Origin of the sequence: Streptomyces sp. NPDC056061 (genome assembly GCF_042266885.1) — a bacterium.
In the GTDB taxonomy this organism is placed as follows: Bacteria; Actinomycetota; Actinomycetes; order Streptomycetales; family Streptomycetaceae; genus Streptomyces.
On sequence record NZ_JBHJWQ010000031.1, the window covers coordinates 51,525 to 74,370 of the forward strand.

The window sequence follows — 22,846 nt, forward strand, 5'->3', positions numbered from 1 at the left end:
CACCCCCCCCGGCGTTTCGGCGGCGGGGCGGGGGGGGCGCTCACCCCCTCGGGCCGGGGGCGCGGGGCTCCCCGCGGGGGGGCGCGCACCCCCCCCCCCCCCACGACGTTGCTGCCCTGCATCGCCGGACTCGTCGTCCTGGTGTCCGTCTGGCGACACCGACCGGCCCCGAGTGCCTGAGTCAGGACGTGCCGGGGTGCCTGCCGCGCCCCGGGCACGGTCGGTCGTTCGTCCGCGTCTTCGGCACGGACGGCCGTCCGTGCCGAAGACGCGCACGGCAACGTCACGGCATTGATCAGCGCTTCGACCACCGCTGCGGCGGCGAGGCGGATTCCTCGGCGAGGGAGCACGAGGAGTCGGAACAACGGGTACCGCACCTGGCGTCCGGGATCGGGCGCCGGGCCGATGGACGCCTGTGCGAGGATCGCCGGGTGAACGCCCTGCGCTTCCGTCTCGCCGCCGACGCCGACCTCGCCGCCGTCGTGCGCCTGCGCGACGACGCCGCCCGCTGGATGCTTGCCCGGGGCGTCACCGGCCAGTGGCGCCCCGGTGAGCTGGGCGTGGACCACTTCCGCCGGATCATGGGAAACGGAGAGGTATGGCTCGCGGAGGCCGCCGACCGTGTGGTCGGGGCCTGGGAGCTGTGGTGGGAGGACGAGGACGCCTGGGGGCCTCGGCCACCGACGGCCGGCTATGTGCACCGGCTGATGGTGGATCACCGCAGTGTCCCGTCCGGGACGGGGCGGCGGCTTCTGCGTGCCGCGGAGCGCCGCGTGGCCGATGCGGGCCGATCGTGGGTACGGCTGGACTGCCTGGCCGACAACGCACCCCTGAACGCGTACTACCTCGACGCCGGATATCAGGTGGTCGGACGCAAGGAGGGCAAGTCCCAACCGGGCGGTCCGCCCAAGTCGTTCACGCTTCTCGAAAAGTCCGTGCCGGGCGGACGGTGAGCGAGAACCGGGCCCGAGACACGGGCTCGACGCACGGACCCGGTAGGCCGGTACGGCCGGGTCCGGTTCTTCTCCGCCACGGTTCTCCACGAGGGCGACGAGGGGTGCGTGAGCGATATCCCCGACACCGGCATCCCAGGGCGGACCCGATCCCGGGAGGCACTACCGCTGTGCGGCGGCCCGGCGCAGATGACCGCTCACATCGCCGACGAGATCGATGCGGAATCGTCGCTCCACGAAGCGCCACTGCCCGTCGCGCCGTGCGAAGCGGCCGTGGGACCGGCCATCGGCGACGGGTTGCAGCAGCAGGTCGGGCAGCGCCTGCAACACGGTGACGTACGACCGCGAGACCGCCGTTCCCGCTTCCTCGTCGACCTCGATGGCGACATCGGTCGTGACGTGCTGGGTTCGCAGCGTGCCGTCGGCGTGGACGGTCAGGGCGTGCGGGTTGGCCGAACTGTTCCCGGTGGTCGGGTTGTTCGGGTGGCCGAGCCGCCCCGGACCCCGGCACCACCGTCACCGCCGGTTGTGGGGACGCCGCGAGGTGCTGCTGCCACGCGTCGCCCCGTACCTCCCGCCGAGGAACCGATCCGGAACTGGGCTCCCGTGACGGGCCCGCGGACCCTGCCTGTGGGGCACGGGGCGTCGTTACAGTTCGATTTCCGGCAGGCATACGGCTCCGGCGACCCGGCGGGGACGACTCGGACATCCTCGTCGGCCTGGCGCCGCCCACCGGGACACCGGTCGGCCGGGCGTTCCTCCGGATCCGGCCGACGACGGGCGCGATGACCTCGTGTGTCCGCCACGGCACGGCGGCTCCCGGGGAGTTCAGGCGATGGCGTAGTGGGCGGGGGCCGGTTCGAGCATGCCGAAGGCTTCGGCCGCCTCCGCGGTGATGATTTCGGCGATCTCGCCGTCGGTGTGTTCGGACGGAGCGAGGTCCTGGATGGATGACGGCCCTCGATCAAGCATCAAACGCCCTTCAGAACACGATCGAGTGCCGCCCGGCCTGCCGGTCCCCAGTGCGGCTTGCCGCCGGGAAGGCCCCGATCTCCGTTCTGCCCCATGAGCATCAGGAAGAGGCTCTTCATGGCGGCCAGCCCGCGGGCACGCCGGATCGCTGCCTCGTCCGCATGCGCGTATGTGTCGAAGAACCGTGAGGCCGTGTCCGCGGGTAGCAGCACCCATGCGGCGGCGAGGTCCCACGCCGGATCGCCGGCGCACATGCTGCCGAAGTCGACGATGCCCGAGAGCGTTCCGTCCGAGACGACGACGTTCGCGGGATGGAGGTCGCCGTGCACCCACACCGGCGGGCCCTCCCACGCGTGGGCCGCAACGGCGTCGTCCCATACGGCCCGGACATCGGCAGCGATGTCGTCGAGGGCAACGGCCTGGAAGAAGCTCTCGAAGCTGTCCGTGCAGTCCCTGGGGTGGGCACCGCGGTCCGTGGCGATCGGCGCCTCGACGGGCGCCTCCACATGGAGCGCCCGGAGGAAGCCCGCCAGTGTGTCGGCCGCGTGGGCGCCGCGGCTGATCGAGCCGTGGTCCAGCGGCTCGCCGGGAACCCACGTCATCACGGTCCAGTGCTTGGGGAAGCGCTCGGACGGTTCGCCGAGACGCACCGGGGTCGGCACCGGGAGCGGCAGGCGCGGGGCCAGCACGGGTAGCCACCGACGCTCGTTGAGCTGGAGCTCCGGGGTGGGGTCCATGCGCTGCATGCGCACGGCCAACTCGTCCCCGAGGCGCCACATCTGGTTGCCCCAGCCGCCCGCCACCTCGCGGATGGCCAGCCCTGCAAGGTCTGGGTGTTGCTCCCGCAACAGGTCGCGGACCAGGTCTGCGGTGATCTCGATCTCGGCGTCGTTCATACGAAGCCACAGTACAGAGGCGGCAGGCGGACGGGCTCTCGCCCTCCGGAACCTCTCGCGGTGATTCCTCGTCGTATCCGTCGCGTTCGCCGAGGCCGGGGGCAACGCGGCACTGGCGAGCATCGTGTTGTCCGCCTACGCGGCAGGATCATGTCTCTCGGGCTTCGTGTTCGGTGGCTGGACGATCACGCGCCCGATCGGCGAGCTTCTGCGGGCCGGGCTCATCGCCACCGCGCTGACCACCGTCCCCATGGTGTTCGTCGGATCGATCGGCGCGCTGTCCGTCACGGTCCTGCTTGCCGGGGTCTTCTTCGCCCCCACCATGATTCTCGGCTCCCGGCTCATCGAGAAGAATGTCCCGCAGGCTTCGCTCACCGAGGCTCTCACCTGGTCGACCGCGGGACTGAGTCTCGGCACCGCGATCGGTCCCGCAGCGGCCGGGCCCGTGATCGACGGTCTCGGCGCGGGCAACGGGTTCTGGGTCGCGGTCGTCGCGGGCGCAGTACTGCTTCTCCCCGTCGTGGTCCTCGGACGCGCCCGTGTCGTGTGACGCCGTCGTATGGCGCCGTCGTCCGACGTCGCTGTCCGGCGCCGCTGTATGGCGCCGCGCGCCCGTCGGGGTCACGGAACGGTCCCCTGCGCGAGGTCGAAGGGGGCCGGGTCGTGTCGCTCCCAGATCCGGCGAGATGCCTCTTCCGGGTAGGGCAGGGTCTTCGACTCGATGTCCAGGACGCGAGTCAGCCGCCGTTCTGGCCGGTGGGCGGGCCACCCGGGGTCGCCGGCCGTGGCGAAGCGGACCCATCCCCGCTGCAGTTCCCGCGACACTGCCGAGACCTCCGGCGTCGGCCGGTCGCCGAAGAGCTGTCGGCCGACGGGGCTGTCCAATGTGCCGAACGCCAGGGGGACATCGAGGCTGTGGCAGGCGCCCAGGACTCCGCCGGACGCCGGAGCCGCCAGTTGCAGCTCGAAGAGGAACGATGTGCCTCCAGCCGCTTGGTTCGCCCGAGCCAGTTGCAGTGAGGGCATCCGGAAGAGGGCATCGGAGTAGACGAGTTCGAGCAGTTCCTCGGGGGTGGCCTGCGGGTGGGCGGCACGGTAGGCGTCGGCGCCGTCCGGTGTCGGGGCGAACAGACCCAGGGCCGTGTGCGCCTCGTCCTCGGTGAAGGTGCCCAGCCGCCCCATCATGACGCTGAACAGCCGGAATTCATCGCGGGTGTGGCCGACGAGGAGCTCGATTCCGTCTGCGCGGCCGGCGGCCAGTGCCCGCCAGGGTGTTTCGGTGAGCACCACGCCGTCGAGGACCGGGCACACGGCGACACCGGTCTGCGAGAGCCGGCCCCAACTCCTGCGGTGGCCGGGAAGGCCGGCACCGAGGGCGGTGAGCTCGCGGGCCAGGCGCGAGGGGGCGATGCGGGACAGGGCTTCGGCGTCAGGTGCCGCACCCACCCGGCCCGCGAGCACTGCGGCGACGTCTGCCGCCAGCGCGCGGGTGCACATCGATCCCGGCACCGAGTGCACGATGGCCCTGCGGAACAACCCGCGCGCCCGCTCCATCGTCAGCAGCGCCGCGATCGACCCCGCCCCGGCGGACTGTCCCGCCACCGTGACCTGGCCGGGGTCCCCGCCGAAAGCGGCGATGTTGCGCTGCACCCATTCCAGGGCCGCGATCTGGTCGAGGAGCCCGCGGTTGGCCGGGGCGCCCTCGACAAGAACGAAACCCTCGACCGCCACCCGGTAGTTGATGCTCACCACGACCAGGCCCGCGCCGGTCAGGGCCGCGGGGTCGTACATCGGATCGCTGGAGGACCCCGCGATGTAGGCGCCGCCGTGGATCCACACCAGCACGGGCAGCCCGGCCGTTCCCAGGGCCGGGGTGCTGACGTTGAGCGTGAGCCAGTCGTTCCCGGCCGAGCTCTCGGCCGTCGGTCCCGCCTGCGGAACCGCGGGGCCGAACTCGGTCGCCTGCTTCGTCCCGTTCCACCCCTCGACCGGGGCAGGCGCCCGGAAGCGCAGCGGTCCGACCGGCGGCCGAGCGTAGGGGATGCCGCGGAACACCGCATGCTTTCCTCGGCGGCGCCCTTCGACGAGGCCCTCCGCGGTCCGTGCTCCCGGTTGTTCGGGCATGCGACACCTCATTCCTCCACGAACGGACTCACAGCTTTTACCGGTCAAATGTAATATGTCAACTGTATGGAAAAAGGGAGGCCGACGATGCCCAAGCAGGTGGATCACCGTGAACGCCGCGAGACGATCGCCCGAGCACTGTGGCGCGTGGTGGAACAGCGCGGCATCGCGCACGCGAGCGTCCGCGAAGTGGCCCGGGAAGCGGGTATCTCCCACGGCGCGGTGCAGCACTACTTCGCCACCCGGGAAGAGATGTTGGTCTTCGCCATGGATTTCGCGTCCGAACGGACAGCGCTGCGCGTCGCCGAAGGCGTCGGAGAACTCGGCAACCCACCGCACCCCCGTGACATGCTCCGAGTGATGCTCACGGAGATGCTCCCTCTGCATCCCGACGCACGCGCGACGAGCCGGATGAGCGCCGCCTACGTCCTGGAGGCACTGCACAACGCGAACATCCACACACGCGCACGCGACGGGTTGACTCACGGCCGCGACCTCGTCGAGCAGATCGTCCGCCGGGCGATCACCGACGGCCAGATCGGCCCCGACCGCGATCCGGCGACGGAGACCAACCTGCTCCTGGCGCTCACCGGCTTGACCCCGCTCGTCGAACTGGGCGTGATCGAGCCCCAGGACGCTCTGACCGCCGTCGACCAGCACCTCGACCGACTGTTCACCCGCACGACCTGACCGCACCTCATCGCCGCGGTCACGTTCCGGCACGGACGGCCCCCGCGACCGACGCGGCCCGACAGCGCCGCTCCCGGCTCGCTGTCCCGGCTGGACCGAGAGCCGGTGTGGCTCCCGAGCCGGTGGAGCTGGGGAGCCGGTGGAGCTCCGGTGAGACCGGGAGCCACCTCGTACGGTGGTGCGCGGCATGCCGCCGTTGGCGCAATTCCGGGCTCGGGCCGACCGGCCGTTCAGGCTGGGCATGTTGTTCACGGTCATGTCAGGAGACCGCTGGGTGTGCGGGTCGCGCGAGTGGCTTCGCGTTGTGCCACGGAAGGGCGGACAGGTGTGCCTGTCGGTGGGTGGGTGCGGGGCGGAAGCACGGGCCATGTGTGAGCCTGCCACCGATGCCGTCCTCGCCCGGGCCCCGTGGGCATGACCGCGGAGCCCGGCAGCGCGGTGGGGCTGCGGCCCTGGCGCTTCGTGATCGCTTTCGGCATCGTGAGCCTGCTCGCCGACGTCGTCTACGAGGGAGCCCGCTCCATCACCGGGCCCCTGCTCGCCTCTCTCGGCGCCTCCGCCGCTGTCGTCGGGTTCGTGACGGGGGCCGGGGAGGCGGCCGCCTGGGGCCTGCGGCTGGCCTCCGGGCCGCTGGCCGACCGCACCGGCCGTCTGTGGGCCTGGACGCTGGCGGGGTACGTCATCACCGTCGTCTCGGTCCCGGTACTGGGCCTGGCCGGGGCGCTGGGGGCGGCGTGTGCGCTGGTGGTCGCCGAGCGTGTCGGCAAGGCGGTGCGATCACCGGCCAAGGACACCCTGCTCTCCCACGCCACCGCCGCCACCGGCCGCGGCCGAGGGTTCGCCGTCCACGAGGCCCTCGACCAGACCGGCGCGTTGGTCGGCCCTCTCATCGTCGCCGGCGTCCTGTACGCCACCGGCGGCGACTACGCTCCCGCCCTCGGCGTGCTCGCCGCCCCGGGTATCGCGGCGGTGGGGCTGCTGGTGTGGCTGCGCGGCCGCGTCCCGGATCCGCTGGAAGCCTACGAAACACCCGTCGTCCCGCGCCGTCTCCCGCAGTCCGGGCGCAAGGGGCGTCTGCCGCGGGCCTTTTGGCTGTACGCCGCATTCAGCGGAACCACGACGTCGGGGCTGGCCACCTTCGGTGTCCTGTCCTACCACCTGGATACCCGCCACCTGCTGTCCCCGGCCGCCGTGCCGGTGCTGTACGCGGGGGCGATGCTCACCGCGGGGCTGGCCGCGCTGGCCACCGGCTTCGCCTACGACCGCGTCGGCGCCCGCGCCGTGATCGTGCTCCCGCTGCTGACCGCCGCCGTACCCGCCCTGGCCTTCACCCGTCACCTGCCCTCCGCTGCTGTCGGTGCCCTGCTGTGGGGCGCGGCGCTGGGGGTGCAGGAGTCCACGATGCGCGCCGTCGTCGCCGACCTCGTCCCGACCGGGCGCCGCGCCACCGCCTACGGCGTCATCGCCGGCATCCTCGGCGCCGCCGGCCTCATCGGCGGTGCTCTGACCGGCGTCCTCTACACGGTGTCGGTGCCACTGCTGGTCACGGTGGTTGCCGCCCTCCAGGCCGCAGCCCTCGTTCTGCTGGCCGCCGCCCGCATCACCTCCCGCACTCGCATCACCTCTGGTACCGGCACCACCTCTGGCACCGGCTGAGCCCCGCAACGTTGCCTCTCTCGGGACGGTGCTCCCCGGCTTCCCGCTCCAGCACCGTGCGCACCCCATCCACGAGACCCGGCGAACGGCTCACCCCCTCAAGACGACCCCCCTGGCCCGATGGGCACGGTCCGGACGGCGCCCCGATCGACAGCGACCGGTACACCTCCGTCACCGACGTCGCCCGCCAGACACCTGGCCACTGGCTCAACGGCTCCGCCTTCCCCAGCAACCACACCGCCGTCGCCGTTGCAGCCGTCCTCTCACTCGATCTCTCCATCCTGTGGCGGAGCCTCAGTGGCACCGGTAGGTTGCCTGCGGTGACTTTGAGGGAGACGCAGGGCCTCGCAGCGATGAGCGACGAGGCGCAGTTGCATTGGACGGCGCTGGGGGACACGCATCGGAAGCTGCCCGTGGTCCTGCTGCATGGCGGTCCCGGGCTGCCGGACTATTTGCGTGATGTCGCCGCCATGGTCGCCGACCTCGCACCCGTATACCGGTACGACCAGCGTGGCACGGGCCGGTCCCGGTGGTGGGGCCGCCACTCCCTCACCCGGCATGTCGACGATCTTGCCGAGCTGCTCGACGCATGGGAAGTGCCCAGGGCCGTCCTGATCGGGCATTCCTATGGCACCGACCTGGCGAGCCGCTTCTGCCTGGCGCACTCCGACCGGGTTGCCGCCATGCTGCTGATGTGCGGGCCGTTCATCGGCGACTGGCGTACGGGGTACCGGGCGGAACGCCGCCGCCGCATGTCCGCAACACAGCAGGAGCGGCGCCGCGAGTTGGGGGAGTTGCCGTGCCGCACGGAAGAGCAGGAAGTCGAGCTGCTCACGCTGGCCTGGTTCACCGATCACGCAGACCCCGCACACGGGTGGCACCGGGCCGCGCAGGATGCCCGGCGGCGTCGACCCGTCAACTGGACCATGAACGGTGAACTCGGCGAGGAAGGACGCGCGGACCCGCTCGATGAGCATCTTGACGAGCTGCGCGGGTGCCTGCCCGCGCGAGCGGAGCTTCTCGCCGGGGCCGAGGACCCCCGTCCTGTGTCGGCTCTCGAATCACTCGCGCTCCGGCTCGGCCTTCCGTTGACGCGGATCGAGGGCGCTGGGCACGAGCCCTGGTCGGAGGAACCCGACGCCGTGCGCGCGCACCTTCGGCGATTCGTGCAAGGAGCGGTCGTGAGGCCGTGAGGGACACCCCTCAGCTCCCGGAGCTCCTCGTTCCCGACGCCGCGGCCGCTGTCCCGACCATCACGGGCGGCTTTGGGCGCGCCGGTCGGCATCTGCCCATGTCGGCGCTGCCGGTTCGAGTCGTCACGCGACCAGGCGCAGCCCGGCCGTCGCGAGCGCGGCGTGACCGGCGGGCGTCGGATGCACGCCGTCCGCGGCCCAGTGCTCCGCCCCAGTCGTCGGCGAGTCCGGCGAACATGCCGTCGGCGATGAGCAGATGCGCGCTGTGCCCGCGGGCGAGCTCGCGCACTGCCTGGGTCTTCGGGTCGAGGTCGATGCGCCATCCCTTTCGTTCCTTCTCCCCGACGAGCACGACACCGGGCGACGCCCGACCCCATCCGTCTCAGCGGCCAACTCGACCACGTACTGGCAGACTTCAGCCTCATTGCGGCGGCGAGCATCCGCCGGGCTCCCTCGCGGACGACCTTGTCGATCAGGGAGCTGACCTCGGTCGAACCATCGGCGTTCAGGAGTTCCGGTAAGCACGTCCCGACTGCTGCCGCCTTGTCGCCTCGCCGATTTTGATGGTCAAGGCTGCCCGAGCGCCGGAGACGACCGTGGCCGGGTCCGCCGTCCACCAGGGCCTGCCGTCGGCAGCCGACGAGTTCGGACGCGTCTCACGGCCTACGATGCGGCCCATGACGATCACGTACGAGTGGCGCGGCGATTTCGACAACGCCGCCGTCAACGCGCTTCACGCGGAGGCGTTCGATCACGTCCAGGCGCCCATCGACTGGCTGTCGCGAGTGCACCGTCATAGCCTCGGCTGGGTCTGCGCGCGGAAGGACGACAGACTCATCGGGTTCGTCAACGTCGCCTGGGACGGTGGTGTCCATGCCTTCGTTCTCGACACGATGGTCGCCCAGGACATGCGCAAGGCCGGAGTCGGGACCGAACTCGTGACGGCTGCGGCGCACGGCGCCCGTGCAGCGGACTGTGAATGGCTCCACGTCGACTTCGAAGAGCATCTGCGTCCCTTCTACTTCGACGCGTGCGGTTTCGGATCGACTGACGCAGGGGTCCTCGCCCTGCGCCGGTGCCGGGAGCGGTACTGAATCAGGCCCGCTCCGCTGTCGTCCGGCGCTGACCTCGGCCGTGCAGGCGCCCCGGTCCCGCGTGGCGGCCCGCCGCCACGTGAACGGATGCCGTCGTGCCCGGCGGCGTTCCTCGGCCGGTCCTTACGATTTGGCAGGATCGGACCGGACCGGATATCACAAGTCACCGGCAGCAGCGGGAACTTGTGGACCGGCAGCCGACAGGATGCGCCCGTCGAACCAGCCGGGCAGGACAGCTAGGAGATATCCATGGACCGAGTCCCGGCGGACCGAGTCGACTACGAGGACGACGGCCTCCATTACCTGGACGGTGTGCCTTTCACCGGGGTCGCGTTCACGGAGAGGGGCGGCGCCCTCAGGTCCGAGGCCACCTACCGTGAGGGGCTGAGGTGGGGGCGGACGAAGGAGTGGTATCCGTCGGGCCGGCCCATGGTGGACTCGATGTTCGCACGAGGGGAGCTGCATGGGCGGGCTCGGGAATGGCACAGGAACGGGCAGCTCGCGGAGGACGGTGAGTACGAGTACGGCATTGCGCTGTGGGCGAAGCAGTGGGATGAGAGCGGTGTTCTTGAGGACGACCACATGCTGACGGAATCCGACTCGGACCATCGGACGCTGCTGCACTTCCGGGAGCTCTACGGCAGCGCGTCGTGATCGTGACGGCGCTGCCACTCACGTGTCCGACGAGACCAACCACCCGCGCTGTGACGACCACACCCGCGGCGCCGTATGACCGTTGGAGAGCGACGGGCCGGTGCCGTCTCCCGGGCTGACCGAACCGCTGGGGCCCGGCTTGCCGCCCTCCTGCCGCCATCGGCCCGCCTTCGACTCCCCGGCCCATCCACCGGGCGCCGACGGTGGCCGTACGCCTGCCCGCACCGGACCCGGCGCCGTCCCATCAGTGAGCCGTCCCCGGTCTGACAGGCTGCCCCCGTGCAAGAACACAACTGGTACTACGACAACGGCGAGGAACTGATGGGGGTCCCGGCGGCGGAGGAGGCGGAGCACTGGATGGCGGTGGAGCGGATCCATGGCCTGGCCCGGCAGGGGTTCAACCCCGCGGACTGGGACACCCGGTTTCGTCGCGAGGTCGCACGCTGCGGTCTTCCTCGATTCGCGTGCGCGTGACGCGCATCCGCACACCACCGGGAGGATCGGGCCGTGGTGTTCTGAGAGCGCTCGTTCACCGTCCCGCGAAGCCCTCCTCCCAAGGGCCGTGGAAATCCGTGGACGGACCCGCGGCAGATCACCTACTGTGTGGCTCCACGCCCTGAGATGGACGGAAGGAGGCGAGTGCCGTGCGGTTCACACCTTTCCAGCGCTCCCTTTTTCGCTGTCCCGGCGTGGTTCGTGAGTTCTGACCGGGAGCGCTTCAAATAGCCCGTATCCCGGAGGAATCCATGACCGGTCCGGTCATCCGCGCACTCTCCGCGAGTGACGCCCATCTGTTCGACGCACTGCCCGACCCGCTGGGCGCCCGTGAGAGCCACCGGCGTACCCGGTTCCGTACCGACTGGATGCGTGTCGCCCTGCGTGACGGCGAGGTCGTCGCCCGTGGCGCGTGGTGGGGCGGCCCCGACGACTCGAAGCCCGTCACCATCAACTGGTTCGACGTGGCCGAGGGCGAGGAGGAGGCGGGGGCCCAGCTCCTGCGCTCCGCTCCCTGGCAGGTCGAACTTGAGATCAACCTGCCTGGCGGCTGGCGGAACGAGCCCGACCTGCGCGCCGCCGCCGATGAACGCTTCGCCGCCGCGCGAGCCGCCGGGTACGAACTCCTGGTGGAACGCTTCCTGTACCGCTGGACCCCGGACCGGGGTCTGCCCGAGCGACCCGGACGCCTGCACTTCAGGGCCGAACCGGACGACACCGTGTTGCTCGATGCCTTGCGCCGCATCCACTCCGTCACCCTGGACGCCCACGCGCTCAGGGCCATCGAGGAGGGGGGCCTCGACCGGGCCGCCCAGGAGGAACTCGACTTCTTCCACTGGTGCCCCTCCCCACGGGAGTGGTGGCAGATTGCGCACACACCGGAAGGCGACCTGGCCGGTATTCACATACCGGCCCACAACCCCTCCGGCCCGACCATCGGCTTCATCGGGGTCGTCCCGGACCAGCGCGGTCACGGCTACGCCTACGACCTCCTCGCCGAGTGCACCAACTTCCTCGTCGAACAGGGCGCAGAGTTTGTCAGCGGAGCGACGGACCGGGGCAACGTCCCCATGGCCGCGAATTTCGCCAAGGCCGGCTTCCCCGTCGTCAGGGAACGCATCAATTTCCACCCGGCAGGCCGAGCGGCCTGAGAGCGGAGCATCGCAGCGCGGAGGAGGGGTGCCCGCATGCCGGATGTGTGCGGGCGTTCCGGGAGCTGCGGCACAAGGCCGAAATCCGCCGGGTGACCGGTGGCGACTTCCCGGCTGACATGAACCGCCTGTCCCTGAGTTTCCGGCGCGTTCCGAGGGCGGGGCGGCGTCGGGGCTCACGGGAGCCCTGCCGGTCTTGGCGGGCGGCAGGGCTCCCGCATGTGCAAAGCAGGCGTCAGCAGACGCCGGCCGCCGCCGATGCGAGCGCACGGGTGGCGCTTTTCGACGCGGGAAGCGAGGTGCACGGGAACGGCCTGGCCTCGGCGAGATCGTCGAGCGTCTCGGCCTCCTGCTTCGCGCTTGCCTTCACACCCGCTCGCGCCGTGGGCGAGGGCTCGCCGTCACCGGGGCCGGCGCCGGTGCCCGTGTCGCCGTTGCCGTTGCCGTCTCCGGGGCCGGGTCCGGGACCGGGTTGGTCGGGGATGCCCACGCAGTTGGACTTCTCCGACTCCAACGATCCGTTGACCGCGGTGACGCAGAACTCGAAGTTCCAGTAGCCGGGAAACAGGAAGGCGATCGTCCTGCTGGTGGAGTCGGTGACATATTCGTCGGAGGTGAACGGGCCTTCCTCCAGGAGGTTGCGCACCCAGACGCGGTAGCCCGCGGCTTCCTCCGACCCCTGCCAGTCCAGGTCGACCGTCGTCTCGTCGACGCTGCGGATCGTCAGGTCCTGGGGCGCGGGTGGTGTGTCGCCGCCCACCGTGACGGATCTGCCGGTGGTGGGGAAACCGCCGCCCGCGTCGTTCCACGTCGACACCGCGACCAGGTAGTGGTGACCGGGCTTCAGGTCATCGACGACCACGGACTCGCCACGGACCCCGGTGCTCTCGATGAACGCGCCCGGTGTGTCCTTGTCCCACACGATGACCTCGTACCGGTCGATCGTGTCCGTGTAGGGACCCTCCGCGGGGAACCAGGACAGGCGGATGCCGGTTTTGGTGGGGAGGGTGACGAATATCTCGGGTCCCGGAGCGGTCTTCGGATGTGCGACCGCGGAGGCGACGGAGGACCACGCCGATGCGCTGTCACCGTTGTCGACGCGGACCTGGTACTCCCACTCCTCGCCGTCGACAGTCCAGATCTCGTCGAAACGAGCAGCCGGGACACGCGTCTCGCTCCACGTGTCCGAGCCGACGCGCCGATGGCGGACGTCGTACCCGCGCGCACCGTGGACCTTGTCCCAGGTCACCTCGATCCCGCCCGGTGCGGTCTCGGCGCGGAGGCCGGAGATGGCGTCCGTCTGCCGCGACGGGATGGTGGCGGGGACGTCGGGCACGAAGTACCCGATGCCGTACTCGTCGGTCAGCGTGTACTCGAAGGCCCGCGCGATCTGGAACTCCCCCTCGGCGTTGGGGTGGAGCCCGTCGTAGGAGGCAGGGCACGCGTCGGGACCGCAGTCGTAGTGGCCCGCCCAGTCGACCAGCTTCACCGAGGAGGTGAGGGAGTTCCAGGTCGGGACGGCGTTCTTCAGCAGGTTGTTGTACTCCGTGGTCATGACGGGCAGATCCTCCCGGCCTCCGATCAGGGAGCGCTGGGGAACGTTGGCAAGAGCGAAGTCGACGTCGGGCTTCGCCGCTCGCGCTTCGTCGACCAGCGTCTTCACGCTGTCCAGCGTGCCGGCGGCGTCGCTGACGAACCATCCCATGTCGTTGAATCCCAGCCCGACCAGCAGCATGTCGGGCCGGTACTCGGACACCATCTTGCGGATCAGCTTCTTGTCCTGGTCCGCCTGGCGTCCCCAGACCGCGAAGTGGCGGGTGTCGAAGCTTTCGGGGACGTCGGGCGCGTAGCCGCCCGTGGTGTCGGGTTCGTCCTCGTCAGGAGGCGTCTCGCCCTGGAGCGGCGGAGGCTTGGGGGCGGACGGAAGTGCCTGCGACTTGGTGCCCACGTAGGGTCCGACGAAATCGACGTCGATGTGCTGGTTCCTGAACCATTCCCACAGCCGGTAGCGCCAGGTCCAGTCGCCTTCGTAGCCCTGCGACATGGAGTCGCCGACGACCATGACCTTGAGCGGCTGGTCCGACCCGCCGACGCCGCGGGAGAGCAGTTGCAGCTTCTCGATGACCGTCGGCCACATGGCGATGACGCGGTCGGACACGAACGTCAAGGGGTCGCCCCAGGCCCCCAGTCGGGCGGCGGTGTCGCGCAGGACCCGCTGCAGGCTCGCGACCACGGAGCCGCCGCTGACTTCGGCCCACTCCAGAAGCTGCCCTCCGGAGGTCCCCGCGACCGCGGCCCGGAACGCGACGGCCAGCGCCTCCGCCCAGACGTCGCCGTCGCCGAGCGAGCTGTGGTCGAACCCGGCCTGCACCAGCTCGCCGACGAGTGCGCCGATCCCCGCGCCCACGGCGCCGCACACCGGATCGGCCGCGGGCGCCCCGACATCGAAGGCGAGCACGCAGTCGGCCGTGACCGCGAACCACACGGCCATGCCGACACCACCGGCGATGAACTTCTGCCACCAGTTCGCCGTGGTGCCGATCTCGTCCATCGGGATCACCATGACGAGGGTGTCGTCGTCGACGACGTGCAGCTCTCCGTCGAAGTCGAGCCAGCCGTCCTGCGGCGGATAGATCCCCACGCTCTCGCGCTGAGCGTGGTCGGTGAGCCAGTCGCCCAGGTGCGGGCTGCGGTTGGCCTCGGCAACCTGCTCCTCGATCAGGTCGCGTACCTGCTCACGACGTTCCGGAAAGCTGAAGTGGAAAGCCGTGATCAGGTCACTGTCGCTGTCCGCCGGCGAGCGCAGATCGCCCGCGTCGCGGGCGCAGCCGTAGCTGATGGTCAGCGGGTCGGCCTCGTCGACCGCGAAGGAGGTGGCGTGTGCGGCACAGGCGTCGGAGACCGCTGCGGGCGGCTCGTTCGCCGTGGCGGGGCCGGTCACCGCCGCGGTCAGCGCCAGGGAGACCACGATGGCCACCACATGGCGGACCGCGAAGAACGCCTTCCACGGCCTCTTCCTGATCGTTCTTGACTTGTGCATATGGGTGCGTTTCCTTGCGTTGCAGGTAGGCGCTCCCGCAGGACGTCACCGTTCACCCCCGGAAGCCCTGAGCAGCTGAAGTGTAGCCAGGTCAAGTAGCGAGATTTTCAAGCGAGTTGGGAGCGGATCCGCTGAAGGATGAAGCGGGCTCATCGGTCTCCTCCGCCCGGCCGGGGCGGTGGGCCTTCTCAGGCTCGGGGATCAGCAGGCCGCCGATCCCGCACCAGATCGGTCCGAGGATCGATGGCCCAGTGGTTGGTTCGTAGCACTCGACCGGCGAAGGGCACCTCTTCCTCGTCCAGGAACCTGAAACCGAGCGTGCGGCAGATGCCGTTCGACGGGGCGTTCGCTGTCGCGGGAAAGGCGTGTATGAGCCCCCACCGGCCGTCGTCGCGGGCCAGCTCAAGCAGCATCCGGACGCCCTGCTTGCCGAGTCCCCGCCCCTGGAACTCCGGCAGCACCATCCAGCCGATCTCGGAGATGCGCTCGGCGTCGGCGCCATGGGACCACAAGGCCACGGTTCCCGCGACCACGTCCGGCTCGGCCTCGTCGGGCAGGATCATCTTGGTCCAGTCCGTTCCTGCCTCTGCTCGTCGAACGTCACGTCGGACCTTCGCCTCCATACCCTCGCGAGGCAACGGGCCGCCCAGCTCGGCCATCATGGCCGGGTCGCATCGCATTCGGACATAGGCGTCGATGTCGCCGTACTCGACATCACGTAGCAGCATCTGTGTTTCTCCTGTCGCTTGGGAAAGCGACATCATGCCCGGCGGCGGCTGACCTCGGCCGTGCAAGGGCTGTCCCGTGACCATCCGCGCCACTCCCCAGGACCTCGGCGGCCTCCTGAGGTGGGGGCCAAGGACCAATAGGGGAAGACTGGGACTAGATTGCTCGGCATGTCTTCGCATCTCAGTCATGGTGCTTCGGGAGCCCTGCGACGCTTCGCCGGATGGCTTGCTCGAGGGTCGGTGGGCCATCCGATGCTGGACGGGATCGATTACTGGGAAGAGCTGCGCGAGTCGCCCTCCCAGATGGAGATCTGCGTCGCGATCTTCGCCAACGTCCTCGAACTGGACGAGCAGGGCGAACCGGTCAATGAGAAGTACGCGGAGCGCCGGGCTGCCGCCTATCTCCACAGCTACTGCACTGGGAAGCTGCCTCCCGGGGAGCCGGACATCGAGCCCTGGGAGTGCCAACTTCATTGACCGTCACCGTGCGACGCCATTCGAGCAGGGCCGGCCCCGTCGGATCCGCCGTCCTCGCCGCCGCCGAGGAGCTCGTCGCTCGTGAGGGCAAGGCAGCGCTCGCCCTGGATGGCGTCGGAAGCAATGAGGCAGCCACCGCAATGTATCGCCACAGTGGCTACGAAGTTTCCTCGATGTCCATGCACAAAAACCTGTAAGCGAGCAAGCCAATGCCACGCACCCCCACCTGCATTCTCACCGGCACAGCCGCCCCCCTGACGGCCGACGGACATGCGACCGATCGTTTTGTCGAGATCGGCTCGCTGACCAAAGTGCTCACGGGCACCGCGCTGATGCGGATGTGCACCGCAGGGGCACTCCATCTCGACGACCCGCTCGAACGCTGGCTCCCCGTGCCCCGTACCGGCATTACGCTGCGGCATCTGGCCCAGCACACCTCGGGGCTCCCGCGCCTGCCTCCAGGTCTTTCCTCCCTCGACCCCTATGCCGCCTTCACCGGTAATTCCCTGTCCGGCCTCCTGCTCCGCCTCGACGAAATCACACTGCGTCCTGCCGGAATGCAGGAGGAGTACTCGAACCTCGGCTATGCCGTCCTGGGAGCGGCCCTCATGGCCGCGGCGGGGAAACCCTACGAAGAACTGCTGAACGAACACGTTCTTGCCCCGCTGGAAATCAGCGAAATCACAGCCTCTCCCGCCCCGGAACGCCGTCTCGACGCCCCGGGGTGGTTCGGCAGGACACGCAGGCCCTGGACAATGGGAGGAGCCATTCTCCCCGCAGGCGGAATGTGGGCTACGCCGCGAGCTCTCGCTCGATTGGTTCCGGCGCTCCTCCTGGAGCGTCGATTCGGCATGCCCGCACCCTCTTGGCAGAAATCCGGGTCTCTCCTGTGGCACAACGGTGCCACCCGGAACGCCTCCACATTCGCCGGAGCAATGGCTGATGGCCGATGGGTGGTGGTTCACCGCCTCAACGGGAAGCCGACGGATACGGACAAGGAAGCTCTTCGCCTCCTGGCCGGACAGAGCGCGGCGGAATCGGACACCTCGCAGAACTCCGAAGGGAGGTGACAGGAAGACAGGAGTGGGAGGGGCCGGTCGAGGACCGGTTGCGAGGAGGACTCCCGAACCGGCTGCCGCAACGTTCTCGACGGGCCCGCACACGCCTCGGGGCCCGCGCCCGGTCCGAATAGGAGCGGCACACCTGGCTGCGGCTCGCGCTCCGGTCCGCGTACTCCGGTTCGCCTGCTGCAGCCCGGGTGTCCCGCCCGGCCGGGTGGTGCCGGGCGGTCAGTGGGCGCAGATGTGCGGAGCCGCGATGCCCGTGGCCGGGGGCTCGCTCGCGGCGGCGGCGCGCGCCACGTCGGCCAGCAGGCGCAGCCGTTCCGCACGGTCCAGATATCGGCCCGCGACCAGGACGGAGTCGATCCGCTGCGTGTGGCGGATGTCGGTGCGCGGGTCGGCGTCCAGGACCAGCAGATCGGCGCGGTCGGTCGGCAGGCCGAGCATCCGGGCGGGTGCGGTGGTCGCGGCGTGGAGGACGTCCCGGGTGGGCAGCCCGGCCTCGGCGAGCAGTTCCAGCTCGTGGTGGAGGGAGAAGCCGGGAACCGCGTAGCCCGTGCCGGTGTCGGTGCCCGCGAGCAACTGCACACCGGCCCGGTGGAGTTCCGCGACGAGGTGTAGCCGGTGCTCGTAGATCCGGTGGATGCGGGCGGTGTCCCGCGCGGTGCGCCCCGCGGTCAGGGACGACCAGATGGTGGGCCAGTAGTCGGTCATCCAGCGAGGCAGATATATGAACTCCGGTGAATTGGTGGGGAGTTGGTCGGTGCGCTCCAGCGAATGGTGGACGGTGAGGGTCGGTACGACGCGGGTGCCGTTGGCGGCGAGCCGGTCGAAGAGGGCGCGGGTACGGCCGATGTCGTACGTCCGCATCGCCTGCCACTCCACCGCGTGCACCTGCCGGAACCAGGGGTGCCGTTAACGAGCGGCGAACCAGGTGACAAGTAACCATCCAGTAGCTTCCTGGGCTGGTTTTCACCTCTCTGGGCGGCTTGTCCGGATGATGGGTGTGCTGCCGGTCCGGCGCCACGGCTTCTCGTACTTGCCGCCGCACGCACGGCACTGGGGCCGGAAGAGGGCGGCAGCGGGGCCCATCTGATCGCTGGGCTCGGCGGGGTACTCGGCGTTCTGGATTCTCGCGACGAGCTGCGGGGTCGCGCAGGTGCAGGTGGGCGCGCTCGACGAGATGCGCGGGCGGGATCTGGCGGGGCCGGAGGGCGGGGCGTCGACGAAGTCGGTCTGGTAGCCGTCGATCGGCTTGTGCTTGGTGCGCTTCGTGGCCTTCTCGAAGCGCCGCCTGCTGGTCTGGCTGGGGAAGACCAGGAGGAGGCCGGCCAGGAGCCGGAAGGCGTGGCCGCGGGCCCGCCCGGGGTCGGGGTCGAAGACTGCGGCCGGGACGCCGTTCTCGTCGACGAGGGGTACGCCGCCGGCGTACCGGGGATCGCCGGTGCTGAAGCCCACGGTCGCGGTGACGCCGTGCTCTTCGGCGAGTTTGGCCAGGGCCAGGTCGATGCCGGGTCGGAAGCGGATGGCGACCTCCCTCAGTCTCCCGGTCTGGGCCGTGCGGGCGGCTTGCTCGGCCTCCGTGGCCTCGGCCAGGGCCTTCGCGCGGGAGATGGCGTTCTTGGCTCGGATCTCGTCCCGCTTCTTCTCCTGGGCCGCTCGTAGCGCGGCCGTGCGGGTCTCGTACTCGCGCTGTCGGCGTTCTTCCTCGACGAAGTGGGTGTCCTCGGCGGTGATGTACTGCGGCGCGGTCCACACCGTGGCGAGCGACCGCTGTGGGTACCGCATCGGGGTTTGCGGGCTGTGCGTGACGATCCGGTGGGCGAATGCCCAGGTGAGGAACTGGGTGAGGGAGGCGGGCACTGCCTTCCAGCTGCGGCTCTCGAACTTCATCAGCCCTTCGGCGATGACCAGGTGCTCGGCTGCCTCGGGCCGTTCGAGGCGTACGGAGGGGACGGTGCCGAGCCAGGGCGGGCGGGGCCGGTCGCTGAACCAGATCGAGGTGACGCCGTCGGCGTGCATCTTGTCGGTGCGGGCGGTGATGTCGGCGCCGGTGATCGGGGCGAGCTGGGCTTCCAGGGCCGTCTTCCAGTTCCCGGCGGGGTCGGTGGCCAGGACGTCGGCCCGCCAGGCGCCGTCGGGGCCGGGGACTTCGAGTTCGGCGTGGGCGCCGGCGTCCCGGGCGGCGCCTGCCAGCTCCAGCTTCAGCAGGTGGTGGGCGACGGACTCCAGGCCGAGTGCGCAGGTGGGGGCGCCGGGCGCGTGGACGAAGAACCGTAGGCCGCTGCGGGAGGTCTTGGCATACATCGGATGTCGGCACTCGTCGCAGGTCAGCGGGGCGGGTGGCCGGGTCTTCCAGACCGCTTCCCAGCTGCGTCCGCACCCGAGGTCGAGCAGGTGTGCGAAGACGGTTCCCCACTCGGCGTGCACGGCCCTGAACGCCACGCTGGCTCCCTGCTGGTCGGCGAGGAGGCCAGTGTGGCGCAGGGCACTGACATCGCATCAGGCCGCTGCGGGCTCCGGTTCGGGGTCCGGTTCCTGCGGGGCGGGTGCCGCGAGCTGGAGGCGGCTGCCCATGTTCAGCCGTACCTCGCCGAAGGGCTGGATGTGCATCCAGAACAGCGGGGTCAGGGCCCGCTTGTCCTCGTCGGTGAGGATGTCGGCCCATTCGGGGTCGGCGAGCATGTCCTGGATCATGAGGGTGTTCACGAAGACGAGCGCCGTTTGCAGGAGATGGAGCGCGAGGACGGACAGTTCCTGCTGGTCGCCGCGGTTGCTGCTGAGTTCGCCGCTCTTGCCGAAGAAGATGATGTCGTTGGCGCCGTTCCAGCCCTCGACGACGTTGAGGCCCTCCTGGATCTCGCGCTGGAGGTCGCGGTCGCGCAGGTAGCGGGCGGCGAAGATGGTCTTCTGCGCGCGGCCGACCTCCAGCATGGCCTGGTAGACGGGGTGAGAGGCGGTACGGGTGAAGCGCCGCAGGATGGCCTCGGTGGAGGCGGTGCCGACCCGGATTGCGGTGGCGTACTCGATGAGCTGGTCGTAGTTGTTCTCGATGACGTCCCAGCGGATCGGGCGGGTCATCGCGTCGGCCAGGCGCTCATAGGTGTCCTCGTCCTCGCGGCCGGGCCGGTACAGCTTGACCTTGTTGATCTGCTTGATGCGGGGCAGCAGGTCGTAGCCCAGGAGCCTCGTGAGGCCGAACCCGATTTCCGACTGGCCGTGCGAGTCGACGTAGTTGCCCTCGGCCTGCATCGTCGTGGCGTGCCGCATCATGCCCTCGATCGCCGCGGCGACCTCGGAGGCGGTGCAGTTCAGCAGCTGGCTGTGAATGGCCATCGACCCTTTCTCGATGTGCCAGTCCACGAGCACCCCGCGGCCCCCGTACCGGGAGTGCCACTCGGTGAAGATGTTGCGGTCCCACGCCTTGAAGTGCGTGGAGTCCGAGGCGACGGTGGTGGTGCCCTGCCCCCAGACGGCTTCCTGACGGGCGGCGAAGGGGGCGTTGGCGATCTCCACCCCGGCGGCCTTGAGCCCGACCGCGGTCAAGTAGCGCCGCGCGGTGTAGCGGAGCTCCTCCTCGCTGTGCCCGTGCTCGCCGGCCGCGACCGAGCTGATCCCCGAGTTCGTGCCGTACGCGTATGCGATCAGGAGCAGGCGTTCCAGGAGCTTCGCCTCGTCGATGGCCTCGCGGGTGCCGACCGGGGCCAGCGCCTTGAGCATCCCGGTGCGCAGGGCGGCCTCTTTCAGGATGTCGATCAGGGCGACAGTGCCCCACTTCTTACGGATCGCCTTCTTGAGCCGGCGCAGGTTCTTCGGCTCCTTCTGCGGATCGGGCTCGGTGAACTTGATCGCCCCGTTCCGGTGTTTCCCGCTGATCGTCACCCACGGCAGCTTCGGCAGCTTGGTGCCCAGGGCGCCGAGCTCGGCGCGCATCTCGGCCTGGAGCTGGGCGATGAACACCTTCGCGTCGCGCGGCTTGTTCAGCTTCTCGTAGTACTCCGCGCGCCGGACCTCGAAGTCGTCGGGCAGGTCCTCGTCAGGGTTGCGCCACTTGTCGGCACCGACCACCCAGATCTCCTTGCAGCGCAGCCGGTCGCGCAGGGCCTGGAAGACGCACGCCTCGTACACGGTGCGCATGACGCGCTTGGGCCCCTTGTCGGGGGTGAAGATTGCGAACTCCATCCAGTCCTTGGATACCACCCCTTCCAGCGGGATGGTCTCGCCGAGCGGCAGGTAGGTGGTGGAGGAGTCCTTGTGCCGCTCGATCAGCTTCAACGCGTCCATGACGGGCTTGTGCTGGTTGTTGGAGGAGCGGAAGTCGAGCACGCCGAGGAGCTTCATCAGCCCGCTGCGGTAGTGGTTGCTGTACGAGGACTTGAACACCTCCCGCTTGGAGCGGGCGAAGGCGGCGTTGGTCGCCTTCATCTCGGCGACCAGGTCCTTGAGCGTCTTCTCCCCGCCGGCCGCCGGGTAGATCACCTCCCGCACGCTGCCCTCGGGGGCGCCGAGGGAGGCGGCGGCGATCTTCCCGAGCAGTCCGGCCTTGCCGCGGACCTTGGTGAACTCGGCGACGAATGCTTCGGTCACCTTCTTCTCCGCCCGCGCGTTGATGCGGTGCACGGTGGAGTTCAGCAGCTCCACCAGGGTGTCGGTGATCTCCCGCTGCCGCTGGAACAGCAGCGCGGCGAGCAGGACCTGGCGCACCTCGGGGGCGAAGCGCCGCAGGTGGCTGGGCGAGGACGCGGAGGCACGGGCCCGCCAGGCATTGATGACCTGCACACCGATCCCCGTGAATGCCTTCTTTGGGACGCCGACGGCGCGGACCTGCCCCAGCTTGGAGATCTTGTCCAGCAGCGAGTTGAGGCTGACGTTGCCCGGATGCGCCTTGATGTCCGCCAGCACCGACTCGACATCGTCCTCGTCCGCCGTGTCGTCGCCGTCCACGGCCGCGGTGTCGCCCGGCTCGGTGTCGTCGCCGGTCGGGTCGGTGAAGACCAGCGCGTCCAGCCGCCGCGTGCAGTCCTTCGCCCGGGCGAGCCGGGCGGCGACCTCGGCGACGGCCCGCTCGTCGGCCTGGTGCAGCGCGGAGCGGATGATCGCGTTGACCTGGGCCGCGGTCGGCGGCTCGATCAGGTCCGCGCGCATCTGCCCCAGCAGCTCGGCCCGCACCTGCTCCTCACGGCGCTCGTCGTGCCAGATCACGTCCACCAGGTGCGAGACGAGCTTGACCAGATCGGTCTTCGTGCACTCGTGCCAGCCCGTCAGATCCCGCAGCTCGCTGCGGTGCCGCTTCGCGGCGCGCGAGGTGAAGTCGTAGAACCCCAGCTCGGTCGCGGCAACGCCCACCTGCTTGGCGACGTGCTCGACCGCGTCGGGCGGAAGCTCCATGCGCATCCGGGGAAACCGGCCGCGCCAGGTCAGGAATTTGAGCTGAACGGCGAAGCCCAGCCTCGCCGCCCCGCTCTTGTTCCGTAACCAGCCCGCCTCGTCGCTGTTCAGGGTGAAGTGGTCCACCACCCCGTCCAGACCTAGGGTCTGTTTCTCGGATCTCCTGACAGGGGTGGGGGGTTGAGGTCAGGGTGGTGGGATGGGACGTGGGGATCTGACGAATGCGGAGTGGGATCGACTGGAGTCATTCCTGCCTCGTGGTGGTGGGCGCGGG

At 69.9% G+C, this 22,846-nt stretch carries 19 protein-coding genes and 1 pseudogene; 11 read left to right on the forward strand and 9 right to left on the reverse strand.

Translation table 11 applies throughout. The features are described 5' to 3' along the window. The first annotated feature begins 431 nt into the window (after positions 1 to 431). A complete protein-coding gene (locus tag ACFC79_RS31840) occupies positions 432 to 953 on the forward strand; it encodes a GNAT family N-acetyltransferase (protein WP_376247397.1) in 522 nt (173 codons plus the stop codon). A gap of 162 nt (positions 954 to 1,115) precedes the next feature. Here the strand turns inward: ACFC79_RS31840 and ACFC79_RS31845 are convergent, their stop codons facing one another. From ACFC79_RS31845 to ACFC79_RS31855, 3 genes are all read right to left on the reverse strand, one after another. Beyond that, positions 1,116 to 1,391: a nuclear transport factor 2 family protein gene (locus tag ACFC79_RS31845; RefSeq protein ID WP_376247442.1), complete on the reverse strand. Its 276-nt coding sequence runs from the start codon at positions 1,389 to 1,391 to the stop codon at positions 1,116 to 1,118. A 390-nt stretch (positions 1,392 to 1,781) separates the two neighbouring features. Beyond that, positions 1,782 to 1,925: a hypothetical protein gene (locus ACFC79_RS31850; protein ID WP_376247400.1), complete on the reverse strand. Its 144-nt coding sequence runs from the start codon at positions 1,923 to 1,925 to the stop codon at positions 1,782 to 1,784. Beyond that, positions 1,925 to 2,821 carry an aminoglycoside phosphotransferase family protein gene (locus ACFC79_RS31855; RefSeq protein WP_376247402.1) on the reverse strand — a complete coding sequence of 299 codons (897 nt, stop codon included), beginning with the start codon at positions 2,819 to 2,821 and terminating at the stop codon, positions 1,925 to 1,927. Before ACFC79_RS31855 ends, ACFC79_RS31850 begins: the two co-directional genes overlap by 1 nt. Positions 2,822 to 2,924: 103 nt before the next feature. On the opposite strand from ACFC79_RS31855, the pseudogene ACFC79_RS31860 reads away from it, so the two are divergent. Continuing rightward, a pseudogene (locus ACFC79_RS31860) lies at positions 2,925 to 3,371 on the forward strand (MFS transporter); the annotation flags it as partial. A gap of 71 nt (positions 3,372 to 3,442) precedes the next feature. Here the strand turns inward: ACFC79_RS31860 and ACFC79_RS31865 are convergent. Further along, on the reverse strand, positions 3,443 to 4,945 hold the full coding sequence (locus ACFC79_RS31865; protein WP_376247405.1) for a carboxylesterase/lipase family protein: 1,503 nt from the start codon (positions 4,943 to 4,945) through the stop codon (positions 3,443 to 3,445). An 87-nt stretch (positions 4,946 to 5,032) separates the two neighbouring features. Between ACFC79_RS31865 and ACFC79_RS31870 the strand changes: the two genes are divergently transcribed. From ACFC79_RS31870 to ACFC79_RS31900, 7 genes are all read left to right on the forward strand, one after another. Then, positions 5,033 to 5,635 carry a TetR/AcrR family transcriptional regulator gene (locus ACFC79_RS31870; RefSeq protein WP_376247408.1) on the forward strand — a complete coding sequence of 201 codons (603 nt, stop codon included), beginning with the start codon at positions 5,033 to 5,035 and terminating at the stop codon, positions 5,633 to 5,635. 414 nt (positions 5,636 to 6,049) lie between these two features. Beyond that, positions 6,050 to 7,291: an MFS transporter gene (locus ACFC79_RS31875; protein ID WP_376247411.1), complete on the forward strand. Its 1,242-nt coding sequence runs from the start codon at positions 6,050 to 6,052 to the stop codon at positions 7,289 to 7,291. A 320-nt stretch (positions 7,292 to 7,611) separates the two neighbouring features. Further along, positions 7,612 to 8,484 (forward strand): alpha/beta fold hydrolase, encoded by an 873-nt coding sequence (locus ACFC79_RS31880; protein WP_376247413.1) that lies wholly within the window; start codon positions 7,612 to 7,614, stop codon positions 8,482 to 8,484. Between the two features lie 677 nt (positions 8,485 to 9,161). Beyond that, positions 9,162 to 9,578 carry a GNAT family N-acetyltransferase gene (locus tag ACFC79_RS31885; RefSeq protein WP_376247416.1) on the forward strand — a complete coding sequence of 139 codons (417 nt, stop codon included), beginning with the start codon at positions 9,162 to 9,164 and terminating at the stop codon, positions 9,576 to 9,578. A gap of 249 nt (positions 9,579 to 9,827) precedes the next feature. After that, positions 9,828 to 10,232, forward strand: a complete 405-nt coding sequence (locus ACFC79_RS31890) for a toxin-antitoxin system YwqK family antitoxin (protein ID WP_376247419.1) — start codon at positions 9,828 to 9,830, stop codon at positions 10,230 to 10,232. A gap of 279 nt (positions 10,233 to 10,511) precedes the next feature. After that, on the forward strand, positions 10,512 to 10,706 hold the full coding sequence (locus tag ACFC79_RS31895) for a hypothetical protein (RefSeq protein WP_376247421.1): 195 nt from the start codon (positions 10,512 to 10,514) through the stop codon (positions 10,704 to 10,706). 272 nt (positions 10,707 to 10,978) lie between these two features. Continuing rightward, positions 10,979 to 11,878, forward strand: coding sequence for a GNAT family N-acetyltransferase (locus ACFC79_RS31900; RefSeq protein ID WP_376247424.1), 900 nt, complete (start codon positions 10,979 to 10,981; stop codon positions 11,876 to 11,878). A 235-nt stretch (positions 11,879 to 12,113) separates the two neighbouring features. Here ACFC79_RS31900 and ACFC79_RS31905 read toward each other — a convergent pair whose 3' ends face one another. Beyond that, positions 12,114 to 14,918, reverse strand: coding sequence for a fibronectin type III domain-containing protein (locus ACFC79_RS31905; protein ID WP_376247427.1), 2,805 nt, complete (start codon positions 14,916 to 14,918; stop codon positions 12,114 to 12,116). Between the two features lie 188 nt (positions 14,919 to 15,106). Next, on the reverse strand, positions 15,107 to 15,646 hold the full coding sequence (locus tag ACFC79_RS31910; RefSeq protein ID WP_376247444.1) for a GNAT family N-acetyltransferase: 540 nt from the start codon (positions 15,644 to 15,646) through the stop codon (positions 15,107 to 15,109). A 168-nt stretch (positions 15,647 to 15,814) separates the two neighbouring features. On the opposite strand from ACFC79_RS31910, the gene ACFC79_RS31915 reads away from it, so the two are divergent. Together ACFC79_RS31915 and ACFC79_RS31920 are read left to right on the forward strand one after the other, a co-directional pair. Then, positions 15,815 to 16,123: a hypothetical protein gene (locus ACFC79_RS31915; protein ID WP_376247429.1), complete on the forward strand. Its 309-nt coding sequence runs from the start codon at positions 15,815 to 15,817 to the stop codon at positions 16,121 to 16,123. Positions 16,124 to 16,332: 209 nt separating this feature from the next. Further along, complete coding sequence (locus ACFC79_RS31920; RefSeq protein ID WP_376247432.1) at positions 16,333 to 17,193, forward strand: serine hydrolase domain-containing protein; 861 nt, start codon at positions 16,333 to 16,335, stop codon at positions 17,191 to 17,193. Positions 17,194 to 17,412: 219 nt separating this feature from the next. On the opposite strand, the gene ACFC79_RS31925 is transcribed toward ACFC79_RS31920, so the two are convergent. The 3 genes from ACFC79_RS31925 to ACFC79_RS31935 form a co-directional block, all read right to left on the reverse strand. Continuing rightward, entirely contained in the window at positions 17,413 to 18,069 is a 657-nt protein-coding gene (locus tag ACFC79_RS31925; protein WP_376247433.1) for a hypothetical protein, read from the reverse strand. A gap of 87 nt (positions 18,070 to 18,156) precedes the next feature. Beyond that, a complete protein-coding gene (locus tag ACFC79_RS31930) occupies positions 18,157 to 19,629 on the reverse strand; it encodes a competence protein CoiA (RefSeq protein ID WP_376247436.1) in 1,473 nt (490 codons plus the stop codon). Positions 19,630 to 19,686: 57 nt separating this feature from the next. Then, complete coding sequence (locus tag ACFC79_RS31935; RefSeq protein ID WP_376247439.1) at positions 19,687 to 22,698, reverse strand: Tn3 family transposase; 3,012 nt, start codon at positions 22,696 to 22,698, stop codon at positions 19,687 to 19,689. Positions 22,699 to 22,846 lie beyond the last annotated feature (148 nt).